The following is a 20,046-nucleotide window of genomic DNA, read 5'->3' on the forward strand; positions in this document are numbered from 1 at the left end:
GTTTTTACGGGCGTATTTATAGTGATAATCATAAGATATCTGGTTCGTGAGACGCTGAAAAGCCAGTTGGCGATCCTATTCATCCTGTTACTGATTTTCTTTTGCCAGAAATTAGTCAGGATCCTCGGCGCTGCGGTGGATGGCGATATCCCAACCAATCTGGTGCTCTCGCTGTTGGGGCTCGGCATCCCGGAGATGGCGCAGCTTATCCTGCCGTTAAGTTTGTTCCTTGGCCTGCTAATGACCCTGGGCAAACTCTACACCGAAAGTGAAATTACGGTGATGCACGCCTGCGGCCTGAGCAAAGCCGTGCTGATCAAGGCGGCGATGATCCTCGCGCTGTTCACCGGCGCGGTGGCGGCGGTCAACGTCATGTGGGCGGGGCCGTGGTCGTCGCGCCATCAGGACGAAGTGCTGGCCGAAGCCAAAGCCAACCCCGGCATGGCGGCGTTGGCCCAGGGCCAGTTCCAGCAGGCCAGCGATGGTAACGCGGTGATGTTTATCGAGAGCGTCAACGGCAGTCGCTTCCATGACGTCTTCCTTGCCCAGCTGCGTCCGAAAGGCAATGCGCGCCCCTCCGTGGTGGTCGCGGATTCTGGCGAACTGTCGCAGCAGAAAGACGGTTCGCAGGTGGTGACCCTCAACAAGGGCACCCGCTTTGAAGGCACGGCGATGCTGCGCGACTTCCGCATCACCGACTTCAATAACTATCAGGCTATCATCGGCCACCAGGCGGTGACCTCCGATCCGGACAATACCGAACAGATGGATATGCGCACCCTGTGGCAAACCCACACCGACCGCGCGCGCGCCGAGCTGCACTGGCGCTTCACGCTGGTGGCGACCGTCTTCATTATGGCGCTGATGGTCGTGCCGCTCAGCGTGGTGAACCCGCGTCAGGGCCGCGTGCTGTCGATGCTGCCGGCGATGCTGCTCTATCTGGTGTTTTTCCTGCTGCAAACGTCGATTAAGTCGAATGGCGGCAAAGGCAAAATGGACCCGGCTATCTGGATGTGGGCGATTAACCTGCTCTATTTTGCGCTGGCGGTGCTGTTAAACCTGTGGGATACGGTGCCGATGCGCCGCTTCCGTGCCCGTTTTAATAAAGGAGCGGCCTGATGCAGGCGTTTGGCGTACTTGACCGTTATATCGGTAAGACGATTTTCAACACCATCATGATGACCCTGTTCATGCTGGTGTCGCTCTCCGGCATTATCAAGTTTGTCGATCAGCTGAAAAAGTCCGGGCAGGGTAGTTACGATGCGCTGGGCGCTGGTCTCTACACCATCCTCAGCGTGCCGAAGGACATCCAGATCTTCTTCCCGATGGCGGCGCTGCTTGGCGCGTTGCTGGGGCTGGGGATGCTGGCCCAACGCAGCGAGCTGGTGGTGATGCAGGCATCCGGTTTCACCCGGCTGCAGGTGGCGCTGGCGGTAATGAAAACCGCGATCCCGCTGGTGCTGTTGACCATGGCGATCGGCGAATGGGTGGCGCCCCAGGGCGAGCAAATGGCGCGCAACTACCGCGCCCAGCAGATGTACGGCGGTTCGCTGCTGTCGACTCAGCAAGGGCTGTGGGCGAAAGATGGCCACAACTTTGTCTATATCGAACGCGTGAAAGGCAACGATGAGCTGGGGGGCGTCAGCATCTATGCCTTCAATCCGGAGCGTCGTTTAGAGTCGGTGCGCTATGCCGCCTCGGCAAAGTTCGATAGTGAAAATAAAGTGTGGCGCCTGTCGCAGGTGGATGAATCCAACCTGACCGATCCAAAGCAGGTGACCGGGTCGCAGATGGTGAGCGGCACCTGGAAAACCAACCTGACGCCGGATAAGCTCGGCGTGGTTGCCCTGGATCCGGATGCGCTGTCGATCAGCGGTCTGCACAACTATGTGAAATACCTGAAGTCCAGCGGCCAGGATCCGGGACGCTACCAGCTCAATATGTGGAGCAAAATCTTCCAGCCGCTGTCGGTGGCGGTGATGATGCTGATGGCGCTGTCGTTTATCTTTGGTCCGCTGCGTAGCGTGCCGATGGGCGTGCGGGTGGTGACGGGGATTAGCTTCGGCTTTATCTTCTACGTGCTGGACCAGATTTTCGGCCCGCTGACCCTGGTATATGGCATACCGCCGATCATCGGCGCGCTGTTGCCGAGCGCCAGCTTCTTCCTGATAAGCCTCTGGCTGATGATGCGCAAGGCCTAGCGGGTTAAGCCCGGAACGTATAAGCCCCCTCAACGATGAGGGGGCTTTTTTTTAGCGCTTGCGTCCGCCCAGCAGGCTGCCCAGCATGCCGCGGACGATCTGATTGGTAACCTGGCGAACCGCGCTTTTCGCTGCCGTCTGCACGATACCGTCGCGTTTACCGCCGCGCGGGCCGGTGCTGCCGAACAGAATATCTTTCAGGCCGCCGAGCAGTCCATCGTCATCACCGCTTTGCTGACCCTTCGCCGGCGGGGCCGACTGCTGCCCGGTGGCGACCTGCACCCCTTGCTGCAGCATCTCAAAGGCCGACTCGCGGTCCACCTCCTCCTCATACTTGCCGTACAGCGGCGAGTGATTCAGCAGGCCATTGCGCTCGTCATCGCTGACCGGACCCATTCGCGAGCAGGGGGCGATAACCATCGCCCGCTCGACCACCGACGGACTGCCTTTTTCATCGAGGAAGGAGATCAGCGCCTCGCCGGTGCCCAGCTCCTGGATCGCCTGTTCGGTACTAAACGCCGGGTTGGCGCGCATGGTCTGGGCGGCGGTTTTCACCGCCTTCTGGTCCTTCGGCGTAAAGGCGCGCAGGGCATGCTGCACGCGGTTGCCCAGCTGGCCGAGCACGGCGTCGGGAATATCCGCCGGGTTCTGCGAGACGAAATAGACGCCGACGCCCTTGGAGCGGATGAGGCGGATCACCTGTTCGATTTTATCCAGCAGTACCTGCGGCGCGTCGTTGAACAGCAGATGCGCTTCATCGAAGAAGAACACCAGTTTGGGTTTTTCGAGATCGCCCGCCTCCGGCAGACGCTCGTAGAGCTCGGAAAGCATCCACAGCAGGCTGGCGGCATACAGCTTCGGCATCTGGTAGAGCTTTTCGGCGCTGAGGATATTGATCACCCCTTTACCGCTGGTATCGACGCGCATCCAGTCGGCAATATCCAGCATCGGTTCGCCGAAGAAGTGTTCGGCACCCTGCTGCTCCAGGGTTAACAGCCCGCGCTGGATGGCGCCGACCGAGGCGCTGCTGATATTGCCGTACTGGTTTTGGAACGATTTGGCGTTGTCGCCAATAAACTGGGTGATGGCGCGGAGGTCTTTGAAGTCGAGCAGCAGCAGGCCGCGGTCGTCCGCGATGCGGAAAATAATGTTCAGCACGCCGCTCTGAACCTCGTTGAGATTGAGCAGGCGCGCCAGCAGCAGGGGGCCAAGATCGGAGACCGTCGCCCGAACCGGGTGGCCCTTCTCGCCAAAGATATCCCAGAGTACCACCGGGTTGGCATGCGGCTCCCAGTCGCTGACGCCGATCTTCTCCAGCCGCGCCTGCAGTTTCTCTGAGCTCTGTCCTGCGGCGGCAATGCCGGTCAGGTCGCCCTTGACGTCCGCCATAAATACCGGCACGCCAATCTCCGAGAACGACTCAGCCAGCTTTTGCAGGGTGACGGTTTTACCGGTGCCGGTCGCACCGGTGATAAGCCCATGGCGGTTGGCCATCGCGGGCAGCAAATACAGCGCGTTATCCAGCGTGCGCGCAATCAACAAGGGTGAGCTCATGATCGATTCCTCCATTTATCCTGCGACGATTATAGGCAACCTCGTCGTCCGGCGTTGGGGAAATTGTCACGTGCCGCGCACGCTGTGCAGAGCAGTCTTCAGGCGCAGTGGCGCTGGATAAGCGCGATGCTCTGCTCAATTTCGCGCTCGATATCCGTTTCGCTCCACTGCGCCAGTTCGGGCGCGAAGGGCTCAAAAGCGTATACCCCTTGATAGCCGCGGGCTTCCAGCGCTTTAACCTGCTCGCAGGTGCCGAGACGATCCTGCGGGGTTAGCATGATGCGCTCGGCATCGGTGAGCTGCTCGCGCGGACGGGTATCGTCCACCCCGGAAAGGTGCACCAGACCGATGTCCGCCACCTCCACCTGGCTGAACTCGTCCGCCGCCTGCGGGTAGAGATGGTGATGGAAGGTGTCGATCAGCAGCTTAAACGGCACGCGGGCGTCATGGATCAGCGTCTGCGCCTGGTGCGCAGAGCGCAGCGAGCTTTGTGGGAAGCCCAGCGGCTCCACCAGGCCGTGGATGCCATAGAACGCAAACAGCGGCGACAGATCGCGCAGGGCGCTCAGGGTTTCGCTGGCCGGCACTTCGCTGCCGTCGTTAAGCGGACAGAGCACCAGCGATTTGGCGCCGATGGCCTGGGCCTCTTTCAGCAGCGATTCGGTCAGCTGCCGCACCTCTTCGCTACGACGGTTAAAGGGGTAGACCGCGTTAATCGTCAGGATCTCGATGTGGTAGCGCGCCGCCAGCTCGCGCACCTGCTGATGGCTCAGATCGTCGGTCACTTTTCCGCTGGGTAAATCGTTGCGCAGCTCAACCTTATTCAGGCCCAGACGGTTCACCAGACGGAAAAACGCTTCAATGCTGAGCGCTGGCGCGATTTTGCGGTTAATACAAAAACGTTGCATTGCGATGGCCATAGGACACTCCTGACGGAAGAGGGGGGAGGTTCGTTCAATTGGCTAACAGTCAAAACGTTTATTCCAAAATTAGCAAGAATGGAAATGATGAATGTTTGAGCTGTCTCGCAAAATATCACTGGCCCAGACTACGGGGCGACAGCGGCGGGAAGCCTGGCATCGAGAGACAACGAGGCGCGATGCGGGAAGCGCACAGGCAATCCGTCAGCGCAAAATGCGACTGCTATCACCAAAATGAAATTTCATTTCACAACAATGTTGAAATATAAATTTCATTTTACTACGGTTATAGCACAGCAGAATCAGCGACGGGCCGGTGTGCGCTGGCCCTCTTCACTATGAGGCGAGAACATGACGATCACAGGAAACTTTATTGGCGGGAAAACCGTTATCAGCAGCAGCAACGAAACGATGCCGGTGTACGATCCGGCGACGGGCAAAGCGGTGCGCGAAGTCACGGTGTCGACCGCGCAGGAAGTCTCTGAGGCGATTCAGGTTGCTCGCGATGCGTTTGACAGCTGGTCCCGTACTACGCCGCTGCGCCGCGCCCGGGTGCTGTTCAACTTCAAAATGTTGCTGGAGCAGCATGTGGAAGAGCTGGCCGGGATCATCGTCAGTGAGCACGGCAAGGTGTGGTCGGATGCGCTGGGCGAGCTGACCCGCGGCATGGAAGTGGTCGAATTCGCCTGCGGGATCCCGCACCTGATTAAAGGCGAATACTCCTCTGACGTCGGCACCGGCGTCGACAGCTACTCGCTGATGCAGCCGCTGGGCGTGGTGGCCGGGATCACCCCGTTCAACTTCCCGGCGATGGTGCCGATGTGGATGTTCCCGCTGGCGCTGGCCTGCGGCAACAGCTTCATCCTCAAGCCGCCCGCGCTGGCGCCGACGGCCGCCGTGCGTCTGGCAGAACTGCTGAAAGAAGCCGGTCTGCCGGACGGCGTGTTTAACGTCGTGCACTGCAGCAATGAAGATGCCGAGCAGCTGTATACCGATCCGCGCATTGCCGCGGTGAGCTTCGTTGGCTCCTCCGGTGTGGCGGAGTATATCTATAAGACCGCCAGCGCCCACGGCAAGCGCGTGCAGGCGTTCGGCGCTGCCAAAAACCACGCGATTGTGATGCCGGATGCCGATCTCGACGCCACCGTTAACGCCATTATGGGCGGTGCTTTTGGCTCCGCAGGCGAGCGCTGCATGGCGCTGCCGGTGGTGGTGGCGGTGGGAGATGAAACCGCCGACAAACTGATCGCCCGCCTGAAGCCGCTCGTGGAAGCGCTGAAAGTGGGGCCGGGCTGTATGCGCGGCCAGGAAGAGAACGAGATGGGACCGGTGGTGTCTGATACCCACCAGAAAAAAGTGCTCGGCTATATTGATAAAGGCGAAAGCGAAGGGGCAAAACTGGTGGTCGATGGCCGCAAACTGCGCGTGCCGGGTTATGACGCAGGCTATTATGTCGGCGGCACCCTGTTCGATCACGTCACCCCGGAGATGACCATCTGGCGCGAAGAGATCTTTGGCCCGGTGCTGGGAATTGTGCGCGCGGCGGACTATGACAGCGCCCTTGAGCTGGTCAACAGCCATGAGTTTGGCAACGGCAGCGCCGTCTTCACCAGCAACGGCCACACCGCGCGTGAATTCGTCCACGACGTGCAGGCGGGGATGGTTGGGGTGAACGTGCCGGTCCCGGTGCCGATGGCGTTCCACAGCTTCGGCGGCTGGAAGCGCTCGGTGTTTGGCGCGTTGAACGTCCACGGGCCGGACGGCGTGCGCTTCTACACGCGCATGAAGACCGCCACCGTACGCTGGCCGGCAGGGCAGCAGACCGTATCTGAATTCAGCATGCCGACGTTAGGTTAATCGGCGAAGGAGAGCGCCATGTCGTTACTGGCTAAATCGCGAAAAGAGGGACAGATCCAGCATATTACGCCGCAAAGCGCCGGTTGGCGCTATATCGGCTTTGATGTCTGGATGTTGAAAAAAGGGCAGACCGTGACGCTGGAGAGCGGCGATCGCGAGCTGTGCCTGGTGCTGGTCGCCGGGCTGGCGTCGGTGAAAACGCAGCATGCCGATTTCCCGAATCTCGGTAAACGGATGTCGCCGTTTGAACGCACCCCGCCGTGGTCGGTCTACGTGCCGCCGCAGGATAAAGTCGAGGTAACTGCCGATTCCGATCTGGAGCTGGCGGTATGCAGCGCGCCGGGCAAAGGCAGCTTCCCGGCACGCCTCATTCGGCCGGAAGACGTCGGCGTAGAGCATCGCGGGAAAGGGCGCAACCAGCGCCGGGTGCATAATATTCTGCCGGACAGCGCCGAGGCGGACTGCCTGCTGGTGGTGGAGGTGTACACCGACGAGGGGGCCACCAGTTCGTGGCCGTCGCATAAGCATGATACCTCCCAGCCGGGCAAAGAGACGCAGCTGGAAGAGACCTACTACCACCGCTTCGATCCGCCGCAGGGCTTTGCCTTCCAGCGGGTCTACACCGACGACCGCAGCCTGGACGCCTGCATGGCGCCCTACAACCACGATGTGGTGATGGTGCCGCGCGGTTACCACCCGGTGGCGGCGATTGCCGGTTATGACAGCTACTATCTGAACGTGATGGCCGGGCCGGATCGGAAATGGTTGTTCACCTGGGAAGATGACCACGCCTGGATCAACACGCCGGAGTACCCGCGCCACGACTGACGCGCGGTGCAGAAGCGGATAAAAAAGGCCGGTTAGCGATGCTAACCGGCCTTCTTGTTTGAGGGCGGCGGGTGTTTGTTAGCGAAACGCTCCGTCGAATCCCACTCCCAGGCCTGGCAAGCAACAGCGCTGCCGGGCATGACACCTCCGGCGCCATACCCGCCTTTGTGCCGGATGGCGGCATAAATGCCTTATCCGGCCTACGAGATCCTCCCGTAAGCCCCTATACCGTAGGCCCGGCAAGCGCAGCGCCGCCGGGCGATGACCGCAGGCACGGAGCCGCTTTTATGCCGGGCGGCGGCGACTGGCCGCCCCCTGTGCGCTCCCTGCGCCATGCCAGGCATAACGTAGACGATTAACCGGGAGCGCAATGTGCGCTGAAATCACATGCGACAAACGCTTTTCCCGGATTAATAAAGTTGCATACCAATAACATTATCTCCGGCACCCGGCAGGCGCATATACCCCAGGCCCGGCAAGCGCAGTGCCGCCGGGCAGGACACCTCCGGCGCCATACCCGCCTTTGTGCCGGATGGCGGCATAAAGGCCTTATCCGGCCTACGGGATCCTCCCGCAGGCTTATACAACTCCGCCGGGCAACTGACGCCTGCGGCTTATCTCACGCCTTCTGCTTGGCCTCGGACTCCTGACTGCTGTTCAGCGCCAGCGAAACCGCCAGCGTCTGGGCCAGACACAGGGAAGCAACCTGCGAGCGGAAGCCATCCACCTGCGCTTCACGCACCACAAAGCAGACATCGCTGAAGGCTGCCAGCGGGCTGACCTGGCTGTCGGTAATGGCGATCTGCCGCGCTTTGCGCTGCGCGCCCAGCTCCACCAGCTCGACCACTTCCCGCGCGTACGGCGAGAAGCTCACCGCCACCACCACGTCTTTCGGGCCGACCAGACTCAGCTGCTCGGTGAACATGCCGCCGAGGCCGTCGATCAGAAAGGCTTTGCGATCGAGGTGACGCAGCGCATAGGTCAGATAGGAGGCGACGCTGAACGACCGGCGCAGGCCAATGACGTAAATATTTTCCGCTTCGCCCAGCAGGGCCACCGCGCGCTCCAGATCATCGCTGGAGGTCTGCATCGCCAGCTGCTGCAGCGCCTGGTTGTTCACCATCGTGAACATATTGAGGATTTCCGTCGGCGTTTCCGGCGGGCTGGACTCATCGCTGGTGGTCTGGCGGAACAGACGGGCGCGCTCGGTATAGTTGGCGGTCTCTTCCATCAAATGTTGCTTGAACATCTGTTTCATTTCGTTAAAGCCGCTAAAGCCGAAGGCGTTGGCAAAACGAATCAACGTGGAAGGGGGAACATCCGCCTGTTGCGCAATGGAGGCCACGGTATCGAAAGCCACGCTATTGCTGTTATCAAGGATATAGCGGGCGACCTGTTTCAGGCGTTTGCTTAACGTATCGTAGCGACGCCTGATTTCATCCTGCAGGATGGTCAGCTGTGTTGGGTTATTGGCCATAGAGTGCGCTCTGAGAAAATGGAAGGAATATGGCTTCCAGTGTACCAAATGAAGCGAATTTTTCATTTATTGCGACGAAATACGCGATTCATTTCACGAAGAAACAGAAAAACGCCCGCTCCGCAAGGTGACGGAGACGGGCGTCGGGGGATCAGCGGCGGGCTTCGCGCCAGTAGCCAATGAGCGTCAGGTAGTTGCGTTTCACTTCCTCTATCAGGGCCTCATCGCTGAGCTCACCCTGCATCCAGCGCCGCGATGGCAGGCCAAAGATGGTGCGCCCGACGGCGAAACCTTTGATCATCGGGTGTGCGGCCGCCTCGGCGAAACCGGCGCGCAGTTTGTCGGAAGGCGCGTCGAGGCCGAGGATCAGGATCCCGCGGCTCCACGGATCTTCGCGCTCGATAAGGGCGGTGATCTGCTGCCAGCAGGCGCTGGAGAGCGGCGGCAGCTTCCACCAGTCTGGCTTGATCCCCAACTGATAGAAGTGTTCCAGCATGGTGTGGTAATGGCGCTCGTCTTTGTCCGGGCCATTTTCCGGCAGGATCACCTCCAGCAGCAGCTCATGGCCTGACTTGTTACAGGCCTGCCACACCTCGAGCAGCAGAGCGTCCTGCTCTTCACGCAGCGCCGCCGGGTCGGCAGGATGATAGAAGACCAGGCATTTGACGACATGCTCCAGCGGCCAGTCAATCAGCTGCGAGCCGATGTTGCCATGCTCCAGACGTAGCGGTCGCGAGCTGGGCAGCTCGATGGGGCGCCCGATCCACCAGCCCTTGCCGGTAATGGCGTTGAGCGCACGCTGGCCGTAGGTGCCGTCGGCCAGAATGCCGCTGCGCTGATCGAGACCCGCCTCCTGCGCCGCGGCTTCGGCCGCGGCTAACAACAACAGCTTGAGCTGCGGAATGCAGGCTTCATCGCGCCCGGTCTCCCGTGCCAGGTCGGCCAGCTGTTTGCGATGGTCGAAGGCGAAAATGCACAGCTCCGGCCACTGCTGACGGCGGCTGGTGACCCGGTGCAGGTGGTTGAGGCGCTCGTCGACGTCCGGGCGCGGCACCGATTCGGCACGCAGCAGGTAGTCATCGAGTTCGACTTTGGTCGGCATCGCTGGCGCGCAGCCGTGGCGGGAAACCACCAGCGCGCCGCAGGCGTTGGCATAACGGCAAGCCTGCCCCCAGCCTTCGTCGTTGAGCCAGCCGCGCAGCAGGCCCGACATAAAGGCATCCCCGGCGCCCAGCACATTGAGGACTTCCACGCGCACGCCCTGCTGCAGCGGCACCTGGTCCCAGCTGTCCGGGATGTCGCCTTCCAGCACCACGCAGCCCATTGGCCCGCGCTTACACACGAGGGTGGCTTTGGTGGCATTGCGCACATTTTTCAGCGCGGTCAGGGTATCGGTGCTGCCCCCGGCAATATGAAACTCTTCTTCGGTTCCCACCACCAAATCGAACAGATGCAGCACTTCCTGCAGCTGGCTGGTGACCGGCCCGGACTCAATGAAACGGGTTTCGCCATCGCCGAGCGAGGTGAGCCCCCACAGCACCGGACGGTAATCGATATCCAGCGCGGTACGCAGGCCGTGACGGCGGGCGTACTCCAGCGCCTTCAGCACCGCGGCGCGGGTATTGGCGTGCGACAGGTGGGTGCCGGTCACCGCCAGCGCCCGGGAGGAGGCAATATACTCCTCGCTAATGTCGTCAGGCGTTAAGGCCATATCGGCGCAGTTATCGCGGTAGAAAATCAGAGGGAAGGTCTCCTGATCCTTAATCCCCAGCATCACCAGCGCGGTCAGGCGGGATTGGTCGGTGATCAGATACTCGGTATCCACCCCGGCGCGGTTGAGCGTTTCACGCAGGAAACGGCCGTTGTGTTCATCGCCAACGCGCGCCAGCATGGCCGATTTTAGCCCCTGAATGGCGGTGCCATAGGCCACGTTGCCGGAGGAGCCGCCCAGATATTTCGCGAAACTGGCAACGTCTTCTAGCCGCGAACCGATCTGCTGGGCATAGAGGTCGACGGCCACCCGACCTATACAGATGACGTCGAGCCGCTTTACTGCTGCATTCATAGCTAGGATTTCCTTTTTGGTGTCTGCTGCCTGGAAGGGTCGGGATCCCGACGTCGACTCCGTGAACAGCCTGAGGGTTATTGGTTACCCTTAGTTTGAGAAATAAATATTTCATTTGCAAACTCGTTCGAAATTAAAAAACCAAAAGTGTGAGGGATCTACCACTCTGCCGCACTGAGCCTCGCGTGAGCGTGGATCGGCCCCTCTGTCGACCTGGCGGAAAATGAAACGCCGGATGTGGTTTCTTTACCTATGATTTTTAAGGGGATATAGCCGTCTGGCGCGGCAAAACAGCGCCCGAAAACCTGTCAGGAATGTCAATGAAACGTATGAAATGGGTAGAGAGTTTGATCCCTCTCGCAAAATGAAATATTTCTTCTGTATTTGTATTTAATGAAAAAAATGTTTGCCTATAATCCACAGGTATTCCAGTGACGTGAACGACGGCCCCGGCGGCATCGGCGCGACGCCACACACAAATACTGAACAATAAGGATTGTGCATCATGGGCAAACTGAGACTGACAACGGCGCAGGCGCTGGTGAAGTTCCTCGATAACCAGTACCTGGAAGTGGATGGCGTAGAGCTGAAATTCGTGAAAGGCATTTTCGCGATTTTCGGCCATGGCAACGTCCTGGGGCTGGGGCAGGCGCTGGAGCAGGACAGCGGCGATATGCGCGTCTATCAGGGGCGTAACGAGCAGGGGATGGCCCACGCGGCCACCGGTTTTGCCCGCCAGGCCCTGCGCCGGCAGATTATCGCCTGCACCTCCTCCATCGGCCCGGGGGCGGCCAACATGATCACCGCCGCCGGCACCGCCAGCGCCAACCGCATTCCGCTGCTGCTGCTGCCGGGCGATGTCTTCGCCACCCGCCAGCCGGACCCGGTGCTCCAGCAGATTGAACAGAGCTACGATCTCAGCATCAGCACCAATGACGCTTTCCGCGCAGTCAGCAAATACTGGGACCGCATTACCCGCCCGGAACAGCTGATGAGCGCCTGCATCAACGCCATGCGCGTCCTGACCGACCCGGCGGAAACCGGCGCGGTGACGCTGTGCCTGCCGCAGGATGTGCAGGGCGAAGCCTGGGACTACCCGGAATCCTTCTTTGCGCGCCGCGTGCACCGTCTCGACCGCCGCCCGGCCAGCGCCGCGCAGCTGGCGGACGCCGTCGCGGCCATCAAAGCCAGCCGTAAACCGCTGATCGTCTGCGGCGGTGGGGTGAAATACTCCGGTGCGGGCGAAGCGCTGTCCCGTTTTGCCGAGCGCTACGGGGTGCCCTTCGCCGAAACCCAGGCTGGGAAGGGGACGGTGGTCTCGTCTCACCCCCTGAACGTCGGCGGCGTCGGCGAGACGGGCTGCCTGGCGGCGAACCTGCTGGCGAAAGAGGCCGACCTGGTGATCGGCGTCGGCACCCGCTTCAGCGATTTTACCACCGCCTCGAAATGGATTTTCCAGCACCCGGATGTGCGTTTCCTGAATATTAACGTCAGCAACTTCGACGCCTGGAAGCTGGACGGCATTGCCATGCTGGCGGACGCCCGTGAAGCGATGACCGCCCTCGACGCGGCGCTGGCGGATACCGGCTGGCAGGCCGGCTGGGGCGCGCAGATCGAGAGCGTGCAGAGCCGTCAGTTAAAAGAGACCCAGCGCGTCTACCAGGCGGTGTGGCAGGAAAAATCCTTTGTCCCGGAGATCGACGATCACCTCGATCGTGAATCGGTGTATCGCGAGTTCCGCCAGATCACCGACTCCACCCTAACCCAGAGCAGCGTCCTTGGGGTACTGAATGAAACGCTGCCGGCCGAGGCGGTGATCGTCGCGGCGGCGGGCAGCCTGCCCGGCGATCTGCAGCGCGTCTGGCGCAACCGCGCGGAAAATACCTACCACGTGGAGTACGGCTATTCCTGCATGGGATACGAAGTCAACGCGGCGCTGGGCGTGAAGCTGGCGCAGCCGCAAAGCGAAGTCTACTCCCTGGTCGGCGATGGCTCCTTCATGATGCTGCACTCTGAGCTGGTCACCTCCCTGCAGGAGCGAGCGAAGATCAACGTCGTGCTGTTCGACAACATGGCCAACGGCTGCATCAACAACCTGCAGATGGAGCACGGGATGGACAGCTTCGGCACCGAGTTCCGCTACCGCCAGCCGGAAACCGGCCAGCTGCAGGGCGGCCTGGTGCCGGTGGACTTCGCCACCATCGCCGCCGGCTACGGCTGCAAAACCTGGCGCGTCACCACCCTGGACGAACTGCGCCACGCGCTGGACGCCGCCCGTCGCGAAACGGTCAGCACCCTGATTGATATTAAAGTGCTGCCGAAGACCATGGTGCACAAATACGGCAGCTGGTGGAACGTTGGGGTCGCCCAGACGGCGCTCTCTGAGCGGATCCGCAAGGTGGCGCAAATGATTAATGAAAAGCGCGCCCAGGCGCGTGATTACTAAAACGAACCTCTACCCTGAATCCTACAGACTTACGGAGAAAACCATTATGTCGCTCAAATTAGGTGTCATCGGCGCTGGCGCTATCGGTAAAGAACACATCCGTCGCTGCACCCAGGTTCTGCAGGGCGCCACCGTTGTGGCGGTGTCTGATATCAATGCCGACAACGCCCGTGCGGCGGTCGCGCTGCCGGGCGTGCAGGCGGAAGTCTACGCCGACGGCCACGACGTGATTAACGCCAGCGATGTCGATGCCATCCTGGTCACCTCCTGGGACCCGACCCACGAAGAGTACACCCTGGCCGCCATCGCCGCCGGTAAGCCGGTGTTCTGCGAAAAACCGCTGGCGATGTCTGCGGAAGGCTGCCGCCGCATCGTCGATGCTGAAATGAAGGCCGGCCGTCGTCTGGTGCAGGTTGGCTTTATGCGCCCCTACGACGAAGGCTATCTGGCGCTGAAAAAAGTGATCGACGATGGCGATATCGGCGCGCCGCTGATGCTGCGCTGCGCCCACCGCAACCAGTCGGTCGGCGAGAACTACACCACCGATATGGCGATCACCAACACCCTGATCCACGAGCTGGACGTACTGCGCTGGCTGCTGAACGATGACTACCGTTCCGTACAGGTGCGCTTCCCGCGCTCCACCTCGCACACCCATGCGCGCCTGAAAGATCCGCAGATCGTCTCCTTTGAAACCAAAAAAGGCACCCTGATCGACGTCGAAGTGTTCGTGAACTGCCAGTACGGGTATGACATCCAGTGCGAAGTGGTTGGCGAGACCGGGATTGCCCGTCTGCCGGAGCCGTCTGCCGTCCAGATGCGCAAGTCCGCCAGTCTGTCGACCGCCATTCTGACCGACTGGAAAGACCGCTTTATCAAAGCCTACGACGTCGAGCTGCAGGCCTTTATCAACGACGTCAAAGCCGGCCAGTTGCACGGCCCGTCGGCCTGGGACGGCTACGCGGCGTCAGTGGCGGCGGATGCCTGCATTAAAGCGCAGGGAACCAGCGAGCCGGTTGAGGTGACGCTGCCTGAGTGCCCGGCATTCTACAAACGTTAAGCGCGTTTTGCTGACGGAACTTCTTTGCACAGGTAACGACGATGAAAATTGCCTTTGATGTGGATGTCATTAAGGACCTCGGGATCACCCGCATGGTCCATCAGGTAGCGGAGTGGGGCTACAAGTACATTGAACAGTCGCCGCACCCGCAGATTAACCCGTTCTACAAGCACCCGCGCGCCAGCCGGGAGATCATGGCGGAGTATAAGCAGGCGCTGCGCGATACCGGCCTTGAGCTGTCGTCGTTTATCTGCGTCTACCGCTGGTCTGGCCCGGACGAACTGCGCCGTCAGGCGGCGGTGAAAAACTGGAAACGGCTGGTGGAAATTGCGGTGGAGATGGGCGTTCAGGTGATCAACACCGAGTTCTCCGGCGATCCGAATCAGCCTGAGATCTGCGATGAAATGTTCTATCGCTCCATGGAAGAGCTTTTGCCGATTTTTGAGCGGGAAGGCATCCGCGTGGAGATCCAGGCGCATCCCTGGGATTTCTGCGAAGAGAACAATGAAACCGTCGATATCGTGAAGTCGTTCCGCAGCGATAACGTGAAGTACGTCTACAGCGTGCCGCACACCTTTTTCTACGACAAAGGCGTCGGCGACGTGGCGAGCATGCTGCGCTACGCCGGGAGCGATCTCTCCCATGTCCTGATTGCGGACACCCGTAATCATACGAAACATTGCCGCTATATCGTTAACCCGCCGGGCGTGGATGCCGTGGTGCACCAGCACGTAGGCGTCGGGGAAGGGGATGTGGATTTCGACGCGCTGTTCCGCACCCTGCGCGAAATGAAATTCGCCGAGCAGACCTTCAAGGTCGGCGGGGAGCCGATTGTCGCCACCTCGCTGTTTGGCTACCCGGAAAAAATGAAATACCAGGCAGTGGAAACCCGTGAACTCATTGAACGTGAATTGCTGCGCCGGTAAGGCGCAGCGGCAGGAGCCCTACTATGAACAAAGATAACGTCAAACTGGCTATCGCCCCGATCGGCTGGACTAACGATGATATGCCGGAGCTTGGCAGCGAAAACACCTTCCAGCAGATCGTCAGCGAAATGGCGCTGGCCGGCTTTACCGGCAGCGAAGTCGGCAGCAAATATCCGCGCGACCCGGCGGTCCTCAAGCCGATGCTGGACATCCGCGGCATTCAGATCTGCAACGCCTGGTTCAGCACCTTTTTCGCCAACGGCCAGCGGGAAAAAACCATTGATGAATTCGTCAATCACATGAACTTCCTTCATGCGATGGGGGCGAAAGTGATTGGCTGCTCCGAGCAGAGCGGCAGCATCCAGGGGCTGGATAAACCGATCCTCAGCGATGCGAAGCCGTGCTTCAGCGACGAAGAGTGGCAGCGGGTGGCGGAAGGCTATAACACCCTCGGTCGCCTGGCGGCGGAGAAGGGGATGCAGGTCTGTCTGCACCACCACATGGGCACCGGCATTCAGACCACCGCGGAAATCGACAAGTTTATGTCGCTGGTGGACGAGCGCGTCTTCCTGCTGTTCGATACCGGCCACGCCTGGTATTCCGAAGGCGGCGAAGCGCCGATGCTGGCGATCCTCAAAAAGTATCTGCCGCGCATCAACCACGTTCACCTGAAAGACGTGCGTCCGCCGGTGATTGACCAGGTGCGCCGCGACGGCCTGTCGTTCCTCGATGGCGTGAAAAAAGGCACCTTCACCGTCCCGGGCGACGGGGTGATCGATTTCCGTCCGGTGTTCAAGCTGCTGGACGACTTTGGCTATAAAGGCTGGATGGTGGTGGAAGCCGAGCAGGATCCTGCCCTGGCCAATCCTTTCGAATACGCCGTCAAAGCGCGCAAATATATCCGCGAAACGGCAGGGATCTAATCGTTGTGACATTTTCAGGCCATACCGGGTATGGCCTGCTTTTTTTCCTTCCTCAACCGGACTCAGGGCTCAACCACGGCGCCGTACCGTCCCCTCTCCCTCAGGGAGAGGGCCAGGGTGAGGGTGACGATGACGGGTAAAGCGTCACTTCACTTCCGCCAGCGCGGTCTTATCCACATAAGGTTTCATCAGCGCGTCGGCTTCCTTCTGTGCCGCCTGCACCGCCGCTTCCGGCGTCACTTTGGCATCATTGACCACCGCCGCCAGCTGGTTCTCCATCGCTTTACGCACCGCCACGGTCTCCCAGGTGGAGTACCACGGATGGGCGTACTTCAGCTGCTCAAGCGCGATCGCCGCCCGCGGATCCTGCTGCAGATAGGCCTTCATCTCCGGCGTATCATATGACGCCTTGCGCGGCGAGAAGTAGCCGGTGAAGCGGCTCCATGCGCCGTTCACGTCGGGGCTCACCAGATAGGTCAGGAACTGATACGCCGCTTTCTTCTGCGCCTCGTTGATGCCTTTAAAGCTCACCAGGCTGGCGCCGCCGATCGGCACCGCGCGCTGCTCTTTGGCCGGCAGCATCGCTACCCCAAGCTCAAAGTCTTTGCTGTTCTCGCGCATAAAGCCCAGCGCGCCGGTGCTGAGCATCGCCATCCCGAGCTTGCCGGAGAAGAACGCGGCGCTGATCTGCTTCGAGTTCAGCACCCCGGACGGCATTACCTTGTCCTTGTAAATCAGATCCTGCCAGAAGCGCAGGGCGCCGATGGCGGTCGGCGAGTTGTAATAAACCTCGCCCGGATAGTCTTCGTTAAAGTATTTCCCGCCGTTGGCGCGCACCAGCGCCGAGAAGATCCAGCCGCCGTAGTCGTCGTTGGTCGACGGCAGCATGATCCCCCACTGGCCTTTGCTCTCGTCGGTCAGCTTTTTGGCATCGGCCAGCAGCTCGGCCCAGGTCTGCGGCGGCTGTTTGATCCCGGCCTGATCGAACATCGTCTTGTTGTAGTAGAGGATCGGCGTCGAGTTATGGAACGGGATCGCATAAGTGGTGCCCATCACCTGGGCGTTCTTATGCATCGCGGGCCAGAACTCCTTTTGCAGAAAATCGCCAGCCTTTTGATCGCCATATTTAAACAGCTCGTCCATCGGCAGGATCTCATCCTTCAGCGCCAGATCGGTGGTGAAGTTGGCGGACATGATCACCAGCGCCGGCGGCTGTCCGGCCTTCTGCGCCGATTCGGCTTTGATCTTGGTGGTGTCGTAGTTGCCGGTGAAGATGCCGCGCACTTCGACATCCTGCTGCGAGTCGTTGAATTGCTTAATGACGCGGGTCATCTCCATGGTCAGCTTGCCGTCCACCGGCGCCGGGAACATGAAGTCTATTTTCTCTTTCGCCAGCGCCGCGCCGCTCAGGGCAAGGCTGAGCCCAACCGTCAGGGCGGTAAGGGGTTTAAACATGATTACACTCCATCAGTAAATTATGCTGGGTCTCAGCATGAAAAAGATGCACATCGGCAGGCGAGAAGCCGACCAGTAGCGACTCGCCTTTCTCCGGCACCGTGCCGCGGTGGCGGCGGCTAAAGCGCAGGGTGCCGATCGGGGTGCTGACGTGGAGCAGGTAATCGGCTCCCATCAGTTCTCGTTGCAGAACGGTGGCCGGCAGGCGCAGATGGCCCTTCTCCACGCGGTCGGTAATATGTTCCGGGCGAACGCCCAGCCAGACGCGGGTCTGATCCCGGTGGCGCGGCGGCAGCGGATAGCGCTGTTCGTCCAACAGTACTTCACCGTTGGCGCAGGGCAGCGACAGGAGGTTCATCGCCGGCGAACCGATAAATCCGGCGACGAACAGGTTGGCCGGGTTGGCATACAGATACTCCGGGCGCCCGACCTGCTGTACGTGGCCGCCGTTCATCACCACGATGCGGTCGGCCATCGACATCGCCTCGGTCTGATCGTGGGTCACATAGATGGTGCTGGTTTTCAGCTGCTGGTGGAGGGCCATAATGCTGTCGCGCACTTCGCTGCGCAGGCGGGCGTCGAGGTTGGAGAGCGGCTCGTCCATCAGGAACAGCCGCGGATTGCGCACGATCGCCCGGGCCATCGCCACCCGCTGGCGCTGGCCGCCGGAGAGCTTCGCCGGTTTGCGGTCGAGCAGCGCCTCCAGCTGCAGCATCTGCGCCACCTTATCCACCCGCGGCTGCCAGCTGCTTTTCTCTTCCTTGCGCACCTTCATGCCGAAGGTGATGTTGTCGCGCACCGACAGATGCGGAAACAGGGCATAGTTCTGGAAGATCATCGCGAAGTTGCGCTCGCGCGGCGTGGTGGCGGTGATGTTCTCATCATGCAGCCAGATTTCGCCTTCGCTGACCTGATCCAGCCCGGCAAGCAGGCGCAGTAGGGTGCTTTTACCGCAGCCCGACGGGCCGACCAGCACCACAAATTCGCCTTCGCGGATATCAAGCGACAGCGCGCTAAGCGCCGGTTTACCGTCGAAATGTTTACTGATGTTTTGCAGACTGAGCATGGCGGTTAGCGCTCTTCCGTTGGACAACTGATGTTTTCGTCGTACAGCCACGGCCCGGCGTAGTGGGCCAGCGAGTGCTGGTAGCTCACCCACTGCTCGCCGACCTGGCGGTGCATCAGGCACGAAGCCGGCGAGAGATCGTAATACGGCCGAGTGTCTTCGTGGCAGTACGGTACCTGATGGACGGTGCCGGGGAGGGTGGAGATCAGCGCCTGGCGATACTGGGTCATGGTCAGGCTATGGTTATGACCGCAAAAGATGCGCGTCAGCGACGGGAAACGCTCTACCAACGCCAGCAGACGGTGGCCGTTTTCGCAGGCGATCGGGTCCATCTGCGCGTTGCCCAGCGGCAGCGGCGGGTGATGCATAAAGATCGTTGCCGGTTTGTCGCCGCCGTCGAACAGCTGCGCTTCCAGCCAGCTAATGGTCTCGTCGGTCAGCCAGCCTTTTGAAGTGCCGGCGCGGCTGGAGTCGATAAACAGCAGGCGGGTGGCGAAGTCGTCAACCGCATAGCGCATATTATTGGCATCGCTACCGAGCTGTGGGCACAGCGGCTGCAGGTACTCCAGAAACAGCGCTTTATCATCGTGGTTGCCGGGGATGAGATACAGCGGATAGTTCAGGCTGCCGAGGATCTGGCGGGCGACCTGATACTCCTCCGGGCGGCCGCAGTTGACGATATCGCCGCTCACCACCACCGCATCCGGGCGTTCGCGCAGCGCGTTAAGTTGAGAAACCACATCAGCATTGGCGGCATTGACGTCGATAAAACCGTACAGCTTTTCGCCGCGGCTGCGGAAATGGGTATCGGAAATGTGCGCTAACAGCATGAATAACTCCTTATTTGATCCCGGAGAAGCCGAAGCTTCGCAGGAACTGTTTCTGGAAAAGGATGAACGCCAGCATCAGCGGCAGGCAGACCATCAGCGTCCCGGCGCCGATGGTGCCCCACTGGCCGCCGGATTCAGCGCCCATGGCGAAAGAGACCAGCCCAACGGTCAGCACCTGCTTATCGGGATCGTTGAGCATCATCAGCGGCCACAGGTACTCGTTCCAGTGGTAGGTAATGCTGACGGTGGCGAAGGCCAGCACCGATGGCCAGGACATCGGCAGCAGTACGCGGAATAACACCTGCCACCAACGGCATCCCTCCATCAGCGCTGCCTCTTCCAGCTCTTTCGGGATGGCGAGGAACGCCTGGCGCATCAGGAACACGCCGAACGCCGAGGTGAAGTAGGGCATCATCACCCCGGTGAGGGTGTTGAGCA

16 protein-coding genes are annotated in these 20,046 nt (G+C 60.5%); 8 read left to right on the forward strand and 8 right to left on the reverse strand.

Annotated features, from left to right (window positions below):
- Positions 1-21 precede the first annotated feature (21 nt).
- Together lptF and lptG are read left to right on the forward strand one after the other, a co-directional pair.
- Positions 22-1,119 carry an LPS export ABC transporter permease LptF gene (lptF, locus tag CWM53_RS29000; RefSeq protein WP_061155955.1) on the forward strand — a complete coding sequence of 366 codons (1,098 nt, stop codon included), beginning with the start codon at positions 22-24 and terminating at the stop codon, positions 1,117-1,119.
- The gene (lptG, locus tag CWM53_RS29005; protein ID WP_008807120.1) at positions 1,119-2,201 is read left to right on the forward strand and encodes an LPS export ABC transporter permease LptG; all 1,083 of its coding nucleotides are present in this window, start codon (positions 1,119-1,121) and stop codon (positions 2,199-2,201) included. The genes lptF and lptG overlap by 1 nt, the downstream gene beginning before the upstream one ends.
- 51 nt (positions 2,202-2,252) lie before the next feature.
- On the opposite strand, the gene CWM53_RS29010 is transcribed toward lptG, so the two are convergent.
- Positions 2,253-3,755 carry a helicase HerA-like C-terminal domain-containing protein gene (locus CWM53_RS29010; protein WP_100730141.1) on the reverse strand — a complete coding sequence of 501 codons (1,503 nt, stop codon included), beginning with the start codon at positions 3,753-3,755 and terminating at the stop codon, positions 2,253-2,255.
- A 98-nt stretch (positions 3,756-3,853) separates the two neighbouring features.
- Complete coding sequence (locus CWM53_RS29015; RefSeq protein ID WP_032731813.1) at positions 3,854-4,675, reverse strand: TIM barrel protein; 822 nt, start codon at positions 4,673-4,675, stop codon at positions 3,854-3,856.
- 351 nt (positions 4,676-5,026) lie between these two features.
- Here CWM53_RS29015 and CWM53_RS29020 point away from each other — a divergent pair, with 351 nt between their 5' ends.
- Together CWM53_RS29020 and iolB are read left to right on the forward strand one after the other, a co-directional pair.
- Positions 5,027-6,532, forward strand: coding sequence for a CoA-acylating methylmalonate-semialdehyde dehydrogenase (locus CWM53_RS29020; RefSeq protein ID WP_061155952.1), 1,506 nt, complete (start codon positions 5,027-5,029; stop codon positions 6,530-6,532).
- An 18-nt stretch (positions 6,533-6,550) separates the two neighbouring features.
- A complete protein-coding gene (gene iolB / locus CWM53_RS29025) occupies positions 6,551-7,360 on the forward strand; it encodes a 5-deoxy-glucuronate isomerase (RefSeq protein WP_074387234.1) in 810 nt (269 codons plus the stop codon).
- A 619-nt stretch (positions 7,361-7,979) separates the two neighbouring features.
- On the opposite strand, the gene CWM53_RS29030 is transcribed toward iolB, so the two are convergent.
- Complete coding sequence (locus tag CWM53_RS29030) at positions 7,980-8,837, reverse strand: MurR/RpiR family transcriptional regulator (RefSeq protein ID WP_004152190.1); 858 nt, start codon at positions 8,835-8,837, stop codon at positions 7,980-7,982.
- Positions 8,838-8,988: 151 nt separating this feature from the next.
- Entirely contained in the window at positions 8,989-10,902 is a 1,914-nt protein-coding gene (locus CWM53_RS29035; protein WP_100730142.1) for a bifunctional 5-dehydro-2-deoxygluconokinase/5-dehydro-2-deoxyphosphogluconate aldolase, read from the reverse strand.
- Positions 10,903-11,407: 505 nt separating this feature from the next.
- On the opposite strand from CWM53_RS29035, the gene iolD reads away from it, so the two are divergent.
- Genes iolD through iolE form a run of 4 tightly spaced genes read left to right on the forward strand, consistent with a single transcriptional unit; the run spans position 11,408 to position 16,257 of the window.
- Positions 11,408-13,348 (forward strand): 3D-(3,5/4)-trihydroxycyclohexane-1,2-dione acylhydrolase (decyclizing), encoded by a 1,941-nt coding sequence (iolD, locus tag CWM53_RS29040; protein WP_100730143.1) that lies wholly within the window; start codon positions 11,408-11,410, stop codon positions 13,346-13,348.
- A 46-nt stretch (positions 13,349-13,394) separates the two neighbouring features.
- Positions 13,395-14,408: a Gfo/Idh/MocA family protein gene (locus tag CWM53_RS29045; RefSeq protein WP_004152192.1), complete on the forward strand. Its 1,014-nt coding sequence runs from the start codon at positions 13,395-13,397 to the stop codon at positions 14,406-14,408.
- A 41-nt stretch (positions 14,409-14,449) separates the two neighbouring features.
- Positions 14,450-15,334, forward strand: coding sequence for a sugar phosphate isomerase/epimerase family protein (locus CWM53_RS29050; RefSeq protein ID WP_004152193.1), 885 nt, complete (start codon positions 14,450-14,452; stop codon positions 15,332-15,334).
- Positions 15,335-15,357: 23 nt separating this feature from the next.
- The gene (gene iolE, locus CWM53_RS29055) at positions 15,358-16,257 is read left to right on the forward strand and encodes a myo-inosose-2 dehydratase (RefSeq protein WP_100730144.1); all 900 of its coding nucleotides are present in this window, start codon (positions 15,358-15,360) and stop codon (positions 16,255-16,257) included.
- A gap of 144 nt (positions 16,258-16,401) precedes the next feature.
- Here iolE and CWM53_RS29060 read toward each other — a convergent pair whose 3' ends face one another.
- From CWM53_RS29060 to CWM53_RS29075, 4 genes are all read right to left on the reverse strand, one after another.
- On the reverse strand, positions 16,402-17,712 hold the full coding sequence (locus CWM53_RS29060) for an ABC transporter substrate-binding protein (RefSeq protein ID WP_060619826.1): 1,311 nt from the start codon (positions 17,710-17,712) through the stop codon (positions 16,402-16,404).
- Positions 17,705-18,778, reverse strand: coding sequence for an ABC transporter ATP-binding protein (locus CWM53_RS29065; RefSeq protein WP_100730145.1), 1,074 nt, complete (start codon positions 18,776-18,778; stop codon positions 17,705-17,707). Before CWM53_RS29065 ends, CWM53_RS29060 begins: the two co-directional genes overlap by 8 nt.
- A 5-nt stretch (positions 18,779-18,783) precedes the next feature.
- Positions 18,784-19,608, reverse strand: coding sequence for a phosphodiesterase (locus CWM53_RS29070; RefSeq protein WP_015368527.1), 825 nt, complete (start codon positions 19,606-19,608; stop codon positions 18,784-18,786).
- A 10-nt stretch (positions 19,609-19,618) separates the two neighbouring features.
- On the reverse strand, positions 19,619-20,046 hold a 428-nt coding region (locus CWM53_RS29075; RefSeq protein ID WP_133124392.1), incomplete at its 5' end, for a carbohydrate ABC transporter permease.

Source organism: Klebsiella sp. A-Nf5 (assembly GCF_002810545.1).
In the GTDB taxonomy this organism is placed as follows: Bacteria; Pseudomonadota; Gammaproteobacteria; order Enterobacterales; family Enterobacteriaceae; genus Klebsiella; species Klebsiella variicola.